General features: G+C 69.1%; 10 protein-coding genes and 1 pseudogene. 5 read left to right on the forward strand and 6 right to left on the reverse strand.

Going from position 1 to position 8,168, the window contains the following annotated elements; all coding sequences use genetic code 11:
• The 3 genes and pseudogenes from AB0J08_RS40460 to AB0J08_RS40470 form a co-directional block, all read left to right on the forward strand.
• A pseudogene (locus tag AB0J08_RS40460) lies at nt 1-357 on the forward strand (IS5/IS1182 family transposase); the annotation flags it as partial.
• Nucleotides 354-938, forward strand: coding sequence for a hypothetical protein (locus tag AB0J08_RS40465; RefSeq protein WP_360644855.1), 585 nt, complete (start codon nt 354-356; stop codon nt 936-938). The pseudogene AB0J08_RS40460 and the gene AB0J08_RS40465, both read left to right, overlap by 4 nt.
• A 226-nt stretch (nt 939-1,164) precedes the next feature.
• The gene (locus AB0J08_RS40470; protein WP_030394395.1) at nt 1,165-1,374 is read left to right on the forward strand and encodes a hypothetical protein; all 210 of its coding nucleotides are present in this window, start codon (nt 1,165-1,167) and stop codon (nt 1,372-1,374) included.
• Between the two features lie 312 nt (nt 1,375-1,686).
• Here AB0J08_RS40470 and AB0J08_RS40475 read toward each other — a convergent pair whose 3' ends face one another.
• The gene (locus AB0J08_RS40475) at nt 1,687-1,905 is read right to left on the reverse strand and encodes a hypothetical protein (RefSeq protein WP_360644831.1); all 219 of its coding nucleotides are present in this window, start codon (nt 1,903-1,905) and stop codon (nt 1,687-1,689) included.
• Nucleotides 1,906-2,173: 268 nt separating this feature from the next.
• On the opposite strand from AB0J08_RS40475, the gene AB0J08_RS40480 reads away from it, so the two are divergent.
• A complete protein-coding gene (locus AB0J08_RS40480; protein ID WP_360644834.1) occupies nt 2,174-2,728 on the forward strand; it encodes a hypothetical protein in 555 nt (184 codons plus the stop codon).
• A gap of 63 nt (nt 2,729-2,791) precedes the next feature.
• On the opposite strand, the gene AB0J08_RS40485 is transcribed toward AB0J08_RS40480, so the two are convergent.
• Nucleotides 2,792-3,769, reverse strand: a complete 978-nt coding sequence (locus AB0J08_RS40485; RefSeq protein ID WP_360644837.1) for an endonuclease/exonuclease/phosphatase family protein — start codon at nt 3,767-3,769, stop codon at nt 2,792-2,794.
• Nucleotides 3,770-3,962: 193 nt separating this feature from the next.
• On the opposite strand from AB0J08_RS40485, the gene AB0J08_RS40490 reads away from it, so the two are divergent.
• Nucleotides 3,963-4,142, forward strand: a complete 180-nt coding sequence (locus AB0J08_RS40490; protein WP_360644840.1) for a hypothetical protein — start codon at nt 3,963-3,965, stop codon at nt 4,140-4,142.
• A 420-nt stretch (nt 4,143-4,562) separates the two neighbouring features.
• Here the strand turns inward: AB0J08_RS40490 and AB0J08_RS40495 are convergent, their stop codons facing one another.
• The 4 genes from AB0J08_RS40495 to AB0J08_RS40510 form a co-directional block, all read right to left on the reverse strand.
• Complete coding sequence (locus AB0J08_RS40495) at nt 4,563-5,375, reverse strand: hypothetical protein (RefSeq protein WP_360644843.1); 813 nt, start codon at nt 5,373-5,375, stop codon at nt 4,563-4,565.
• Nucleotides 5,366-5,617 carry a hypothetical protein gene (locus AB0J08_RS40500; RefSeq protein WP_360644846.1) on the reverse strand — a complete coding sequence of 84 codons (252 nt, stop codon included), beginning with the start codon at nt 5,615-5,617 and terminating at the stop codon, nt 5,366-5,368. Before AB0J08_RS40500 ends, AB0J08_RS40495 begins: the two co-directional genes overlap by 10 nt.
• 10 nt (nt 5,618-5,627) lie before the next feature.
• Nucleotides 5,628-6,734, reverse strand: a complete 1,107-nt coding sequence (locus AB0J08_RS40505) for an FAD-dependent oxidoreductase (RefSeq protein ID WP_360644849.1) — start codon at nt 6,732-6,734, stop codon at nt 5,628-5,630.
• A gap of 145 nt (nt 6,735-6,879) precedes the next feature.
• Entirely contained in the window at nt 6,880-7,791 is a 912-nt protein-coding gene (locus AB0J08_RS40510) for an alcohol dehydrogenase catalytic domain-containing protein (protein WP_360644852.1), read from the reverse strand.
• Between the last annotated feature and the right edge of the window lie 377 nt (nt 7,792-8,168).

Genomic DNA, 8,168 nt, shown 5'->3' on the forward strand with positions numbered 1-8,168 from the left:
GGCATCGCCCTGCTGGACCAGGCAGCCGAACGGTGCGGGATGCGCCTGGAGAAGGCCCTGGTCGACCAGGGCTTCAAGGACGCCGTGATCATCCACGGGGCGGTGAAGGACATCACCGTCGAGGTCATCCGGCGCAACCCCGACCACGTGGGCAAGGGGTTCGTTCCGCAACCGAAGCGGTGGGTGGTCGAGCAGGCCAACGGCACCCTCATGCTCCACCGACGCCTCGCCCGCGACTACGACCACCGGCCCGACAACGCCGCCTCCCGCGTCTACTGGGCCTCCACCGCCGGCATGCTCCGCCGCCTCACCATCCCAAGCCCCGCCTGGCGCGACGACGTCGAGCTGGCCGCGTGAACGTCACCGAACTCCTGCGGCTGTTGCAGGCCGAACACGACGAGACCGCCGCACGCGCCGACTGCCTGCGCGAACAGATTGACCAACTCACCGGTGCCCTCGCCGAGGCCGAGGCCCGCCTCGCCGAGATCGTCACCACCGGCAGGGTCATCGACGGCCTCACCCTGCCCGACCACGAGCCGGCTCCCTCGGACACGGACACCGTCTACCAGCGCATCGTGACCGCCTTCAACGAGCACCCCGGGCGGGTCTTCCGGGTTCGCGAGCTACACGAACTCCTCGGGCTGCCCACCGACGAGCCCTCGATCAACGTCACCCGCTCCGCCTGGGACGACTCGTCCGCCGGGGAGTCCTCGACCAACCCGGACGCGGCCGCTACCAGAAACGGACTTAACGTCCTCTCATATGACGGTTCAGGCACGGATCTCATGAAGCCGATCAGTAGGTCGTCACGGTCTGTGTCGGCGGCTGGCCGCGACGAGGAGGAGTCGTTTCCGGAGCAAGGGCGGCTTCGCTCGACCGAACATGCCGCGCTTGAGGGCCTTGAGGTCGTTGACGCGGCCCTCGGCTGGGCCGGATGACCAGTCGGTGCTCATACCGAAGACGACGGCGTCGAGGTCGGGGATCAGTCCGGCGGCGAAGCCGGCCAGGCCGCTCTGGCTGTAATCCCCAGTGCATGACGGAGGGCCCAGAGCGCGATGCCCGAGGCCCTCCTGCTTCGGTCAGGCTGCACTCTCGAGGTGTGCTGCCCGCCACCCGGCGCACGCCGAGTGGCGAACCCGCTCCAGGGCCAGGAACAGTCGATACATGACACAGACCACATGGACCGAAGCCAGAATTGAGCTCCCCGCCACCGAGGGCGGCCACGCCGCAGACACAGGCTTGGCCCTGATCGGCCCAGATGGCTGGGTGCACGTCAAGCCGGACAGCAGCGGCGGCGGGGGCTTTAGGTCCTACCCGCCCCAGACGGTCTTCAAGATCACCTGGAAGACCGATCCGTGGTCCGCAGACCAGTAGCGCACGCGAAAGGGCCCCGGCACCGAAGCGCCGAGGCCCTGCCTGCTGCTGCGCCGCGTCGGCCGGATCGAACCCGGCCCCGACCGCCGCCCGCCGCGCCCATTCCGGCACCGGGGCGCGCGCCCTACGGCGGGCGATCGCCAGGCGGCTGGACCGGACGGGCCAGCCCCTCCGCCCGCGCCCCGCTACGGCCCTCCCCCGCGGGCTCCTCGGGCGCCCTGGGTGCTTCCACAGGGTGAACGTCGCCACCGCTCGATCTGGATACGCCCGGACGGGCTGAGCGGGCTGCTGGCTTGCCAATAGCCGGGCCCGTCAATTCTGTCCGGCCTGGCGGAGGACTCGTTCAGCCGCCTCCTCGGCCGCAGCGGCGGGCGAGAGCTCGTCGAGGGTGTCCAGATCGGCGTCCTCCGTAAGCTCCTTGTGCCACGCTGCGGCCAGGTCTTCCTGACGCTCACGCGGCAAGGCACGGGCCGTCTCCCGGCTCTCCGGACTCAGCGCTTCAAGAAACCGCGTCACCTCGTTGGACGGCATACGATCCCTTTCTGGCATTCGCTCGCGCCGAGAGGGCACTGTTACTCAGGCACCCAGGCGTCTGTTCAACCCCAGGATGGCCGGGCTCTCCTCACACTTCAACGGCCCACGCCGAAGGCTCCAGCCTTTGTCCTGCCTGGCGGGTGCCGCAGGGCTGGTCGCCCCAACCACCGCAGGCGACAAGCCCGACCGGTGCTCCAGCGCCGTGCCAGTGTTGATCAACCCCAGCTAGGCTCTCGCCTGATCGCAGCCGCCAAGAGAGGTAGACATGGGCCAGAAGATCATCCGGTTCTCGGACCTGACCGGCACGCACGTGGAGAACGACGACGACCTGGTGCGCATCGTCGTCCGCCAGCACCCCGACCTGGAGGACGGCCCGGTCGAGATCGAGGCGCTCGCCGGCGAGCTGGCCGCGGTGGAGGAGCTGGCGCTCGACCTGGTGACGGTTGAGCTGCACTACCCGGATGCCGACGAGCCGGAGACGGTCGTCATGGAGGCCGAGGCCTTCAACCAGCTGGCCTCCGCCACCCCGATGACCGAGGTGCTGCGTGGCGCCAAGCGGGTAGCTCGCACCATCCCCAGCCAGACCTCGCCGGCCAATGCCAAGGAGCGGGTCAACTACTCGAGCCTGGAGCACGCCGGCAAGCCCCACAAGGGCCGCACCACCGACGCCGAGAAGCAGCTCGTCCAGCAGCACCTTGACGAGATCAACGAGCGGCTGGTCGCCGAAGGCGTGCGGACGATCGACCTGAGCAACGCCGAACATGTGGCCCGCTACGGCCTGGAGGCTCTGGCCCAGAAGCGCGGCGTCACCCTCGGCTGACTGCGCTGCAGCACCCGCAAACAGGGTCAGCGCCGCGACCATGGCGCTGACCCTTGGGTGCTCCTACAGATTGAACGTCGCCACCACCGGCGAGTGGTCCGAGGGCTGGCTATGCGGAGCGGCTGGCTGGGCTTCAGTGACCGTCGGCAGTGGGCCGTTGCCAGTGGACACCTTCTCGAACTTCGCCAGCAGCGAGTGGCTGATCAGGATGTGGTCGATGAGCTCAGGCTGGCCCTCGAAGATGCGCGAGAAGCCGCCCTGCTCCAGAAGCTTGGGGGCCAGGTTCCACAGCCGCTCGGCGTCGCCCCGGTCCGGGTGGTCGAAGCCACCGGTGCCCATCTGGGAGCCGGGCGGGCCATACAGGATCTGGGTGGTGGCGGCCTTCCATTCGTCGTTAAGGTCGCCCAGGACGATGACGTCGTGGGTTCGGCCGTCGCCCTGGAGCAGGTCGTCGGCCAGGGCGCGCATCGTGACGGCCTCGGCGGTGCGGCGCAGGAGCGCGTATGCCCCGTAGCGGGCCCGCAGGCGCTCGTCGGTGGTGCTGTGCTGCTTGTTCGGGAAGGTCAGCAGCTTCGACTTGAGGTGGCAGACGGCCACCTGGAGGCTCTGGCCAGGGGTCGGTTCCACTCGTACAGCCAGGCCGCCGCGGCCCATCTCGCTGGTGGGGCTGCCGGGGATGCCGTCGTCCTCAACCTGGACGGGGTGGAGGCCGGCTGGGAAGTCCTTGCGCTGCTGAATGTCCAGCAACGGGAAGCGGCTGATGACGCCGACCCGGATGCCGCGGGGGTCCGGGTGGTCGGAGATCGCGGTGTGCCAGGTGCCGGGCAGCTTGGCCACCAGGTCATCCAGAGCGTCCTGGCTGCCGACCTCCTGCACGCCGAGCAGATCCGGAGCGAGCTGGGTGATGACGCCGGCCAGGGCGTCGACCTTGGCGTCGTAGGTGGCTTGGTCTTTGGCGGCGCACTTGTTGGGGTCCGGTGTACTCCCGGCCGGCAACGGCCGACAGAAGTTCTCCAGGTTCCAGGTCCCGATGATCGCCATGGATGCTCCCGCTGCTCGTGACCGACCCCGCGGTCGGCCCTCCAACCGTTATCCCCCAGGAGGACAAGCAGGGGTGGGAGCCCTTCTCGTACTGCTGCTGTCTTTCACTCGGGTGTAGGCGTTGGCAGTGTGCCTACCCTGAGCAATCACCGGACGGTTGCAGACCGATGATCGCCTGTGCCGTTGATCCGCGGTGAAGGCTGGGAACGGCAACCTCCTGATCGACACCGGCACCGGCGGTGGCGGAACTGCGGCCACCCTCGCCGAACGCGAAGCCGCCGCCGAGAACGCGGCCAAGAAGGCAGCGAAGGAAGCTGCGGAGAAGACGGCGAATGAAGCCGCCGAGCAGGCCGCAGCAAAGGCAGCTCAATAGGCGGCGGAGAAGGCTGCCGAGGAAGCGGGAAGAGTAAATCTTTCGGAAGAGCTTCGGAAGCTTTTGGAGCTTGAAGACCAGAGCGGCAGTGAATGGCCGATCGACCCTTGAAGTCGGCAGCCAACAAGAATGTCGATCTCAGCGGTATGGAGCATGCTCCAAAATGGCGAACCACGGACAAGGGCCTTTTTCGCTTCGACCGCAGGGGGCCGGGCGGGGCTTCAGTCGCCCGTGCGGCGGCGCGGACCCGGGGTCCGCGGGGGCTGGACATGCTCCGCCAGCACTTTGAGGACACGTATCAGAGTCGCCGAACACGGTGAAGGCGTACACCCATGAGCCTTCCCCAGAACCGTGCCCATGCAGGCGCGTGCCGAGGAAGGCCCCGCATTCATCACCCAGTGTCGGCAACCCCAATCGGCTTCAGCCGGCAGCGGCCAGCCCGGACCCGCCGGAGCGGTCGTCCTGGCGCGCGATGACCACCGTCCACTGCGGGAACTGTGCCACGGGTACCGTGGGCGACGCGGCGAAGTCGGGGCGCAGCGATGCGGCAGGGAGGAAGGCGACGCGGCAGCGTCGGCACAGCCAGGTCGCCCGCCATACCCGGTGGACCTGCTGCCACTGCTCGTAGGTGCGCGGCCACTGATCGGCCGTGTCATTGCGACGGCTTCGATGATTGGAATGGATGGCGAGTCCGATCCCCAGCAGGATCGCGGCGACGAGGAACGTGCCGTAGCGGTGGCCGACCTGGTAGGCGGCGTCGGAGTTGCCGCCGTCGTCCCCGGAGAGCAGCGTGTGCAGCCCCGGTAGGCCGAAGAGGCCGGCCAGGATGAAGAGGGTGATCGCGGCCCCTGACGTGCCCCCGGGCTCGGGCGGCATCGACAGCAACTCCCGTGTCGGCGGGTCGAGGGGCCGGTCGGAGTCCTGCAGGGCTTTGTGTACGGCGACGGTTTCATCAGCTGCTTCGCAGGTCGGGCAGGTGGCGCTCATCGGGTAGAGGCTCCGGAGGTGATGCACGGTGTGCACGAAGGATGGGCACGTAGTACAGCACAGGGAACTGACTGCCCGTGTGGCCGGGGTTCGGCGGGGGACGCGGTTGAGGCCGGCGGTCAGGCCCTCGCGGTGGGCGGCGGTGAGGGCGTCGGCGATGCACCACGCGATGTACAGGAGGTCGGGCATCGGCAGGGGCCCGCGTTTCTGGACTGTGCTCGGCGGGGTGCCGTCGATCAGCTCCATGACGAGGTAGGACAAGGGTCGGCCGCCGTGTTGGGTGGTGCCGACGTCGTGGACGGTGACGATGTGGGGGTGGGAGAGGCCTTGGTCGGGATGCAGCCGACGTTGAGGCAGGTGCCGCCGAAGCTGCCGGGCGGACCGACGCCCTTCTCAACGAAGGCGACCCTCCAGTCGGCGAAGCGCTTGTCGACGATCGAGTTTCCGGAGCCGGAACCGATGACGACGAGATCGAAATGATTGTCCATGGAGAGATCCCTATCGGCTCGCGGTGGTGACGCTGCTGCTGTGGATGTCCGCGCCGTTGCTCGCCGCCAGCACGGCCCGCGCTGCCCGCTCCCCGGCGGAAAGGGCGCCTTCGACGTGGCCGGCGTGGTCCGTCGCCGTCTCGGTCGGCGCCCAGTGCAGTCGGCCGTCGAGCGCCGGCCGCTGGTAGAGGCGGTGGCCGAAGAGCGAGTAGTCGGCAAGGTGCTGCACGGTGGACGGGGCAGTCCACCGGTCGGCGCTCCAGTCCTGAACGTGCAGAGCGGCGGGGGTGGCCGCGGTCGGCCCGAAGAGGCGCGCGAGCTGGTCGGTCACCGCCTCCTCGAACCCCGGTCCGACGGCGCGCGCGTGTGCGAAACCGAACAGCGCGGCGGGCTCGCCCCCGGCCCCCGACATGTCGTGGATCTCCTGCAGCGGGCCGGTCCTGCTGAAGGCGGCACCGGCCAGCCCCTCCTCCCGCCAGAAGGCGGAGGAGTAGCGGGCGACGACCTTGGCGACGGCCCCCATCCACACCGGGGTGGAACGGGCCAGACGCTGGAGGTCGGCTGGGAGCGTGTCGCCGAAGTCGATGCGCTCCAGCGCCAGGGCGGGTGGGACGGCCAGGACGACGTGCTCGGCGTGGAGGGGGCCGGCCGGGGTGAACACGGCAAGGCCGCCGTTGCCGTCCGGATGGATGGCGGTGACGGGCGTGTTCAGCCGCAGAGACTCGCCAGGCAGCTCGACGGCCAGGGCGCCGACGATGCTCATGGATCCGTTGGCAAAACGGCGGGAGGGGACGTCGATCAGGTTGCCGGTGAGGCGCCGTACGCCGGTGCTTTCCTGGAGCATGGTGTCGCCGGTGAGGTGCTGGTCGAAGGTCTCGATGCCACTGCGTTCGGTCAGGGTCCTTACGCGCTCCTCGCCGTCCCAGAACCAGGTGGCACCCAGGTCGAGAGCCCGGCCTGTGTGCGGTGTGGAGACCGACAGCAGACGGCCGCCGATGCGGTCGCGAGCCTCCAGGGAGACGACGTCGCGGCCGACGGCGTGCAGGGCGGTGGCTGCGGCCAGCCCGGAGGCGCCGGCACCGATCACGATCACGTCGTGCCTGTCCTGGTGGGACATGTGTGACTTCCTTTCTGATCACGTCTGACTTTCCGCTGTGAGCGGTGGTGCCTCGGGAGTCCGCCTGGAGGGGGTGATCCGGTGTCACAGGGCAAAGGCGCCGGAACCCCGACCCCAGCAGCGCGCGGGGCCGGCCGGGGTCCGGCTACTCGCCGCCTGTGGCAGTGTCCAGGACGATGCGGAAGCGGGGAGCTCCCGAACGCAACCGGGTGACGGCTTCGCCGGCCTTCTCCAGCGGCATCCGTTCGACCATGGGCCGTACGCCGTTGGTGACGGCGAACTCCATCACCTCCTCCGTCTCGCGGGCGCTGCCGGTCAGGTGTCCGGTGAGGGTGTGGCCGTTCATGACGAGCTGGGCTGCCGGGACGATGACGGATCCCGCGTCGACACCGACGAGGGTGAGCTGCCCGTGCACGTTCAGTCCGGTCAGCAGCTCGTCCACGGGGGCGGTGGAGGAGGCGGTGTAGACGATGAGGTCCGCGCCGCCGAGTTCTTTCAGAGCGGCTCCGGGGGCATGGGTGTCGCTGTCGATGTAGTGGTGGGCGCCGAGGTCGCGGGCGAGCTGCTCGCGGTCGCCACCTCGGGCGACGGCGATGGTCTCGTACCCGAGTTTCGCGGCGAACTGGACTGCGAGGTGGCCAAGGCCGCCGATCCCGAACACGGCGACCCGTCCGCCCGCGCAGATGCCGGCCTTGCGGACGGCGTTGAAGGTGCTCACGCCCGCGCAGCCGAAGGGAGCCGCGTCGAAGAGGTCCAGCCCGTCGGGGATGCGGGCGAGCGCGTCGGCGGGCACGGTGATGCTCTGGGCCCAGCCGCCCGGGTAGGACAGGCCGGGCACCTTCCGCTCGGCGCAGTGGACGACGTCGCCCGCCCGGCAGTACACGCAGTGCCCGCAGCTGCCTCCGAACCATCCGACGGCCACGCGGTCCCCGACCGCCCAGCCCTCGACCTGGTCGCCGATCTCCGCGATGGCGCCGGCTACCTCGTGTCCCGGAGTGACCGGGAAGCTGCTGCCCTTGCCCGCGGCGGCGGCCGTTGCGATGTCGGCGTTGCACACGCCGCTCGCCGCGACGGATACACGGACCCACCGACCCTTCGGCGACGTCGTCTCCGCCACGGACGGCCACAAGTGGCCCCGGGGCTCGGTCACCACCATGGTCACGGCTCTGTCTGACATGGTTCTTCCATCCCGAACGCGACGATGCACATAGCTGCTGGTTATGCTGAATCAGCAGAGACCCCACCGTAGGCAGAGGAAATCGCGGCCGGTAGGGGACGGCAGTGAATGCAGCGATAAGGCACGGCTATGACTATGGACCGTCTGAACCTCGAAGGACTGCGCTACTGAACTTGATTGCGTGATGTCGGCTGTTGCTGAGCTCAGCCGTCCATGATCAGTCCGGTCTCGGTGAGGCAGGCGTCGATCAGATGGGC

Source organism: Kitasatospora sp. NPDC050463 (assembly GCF_040655255.1).
Classification (GTDB): Bacteria; Actinomycetota; Actinomycetes; order Streptomycetales; family Streptomycetaceae; genus Kitasatospora.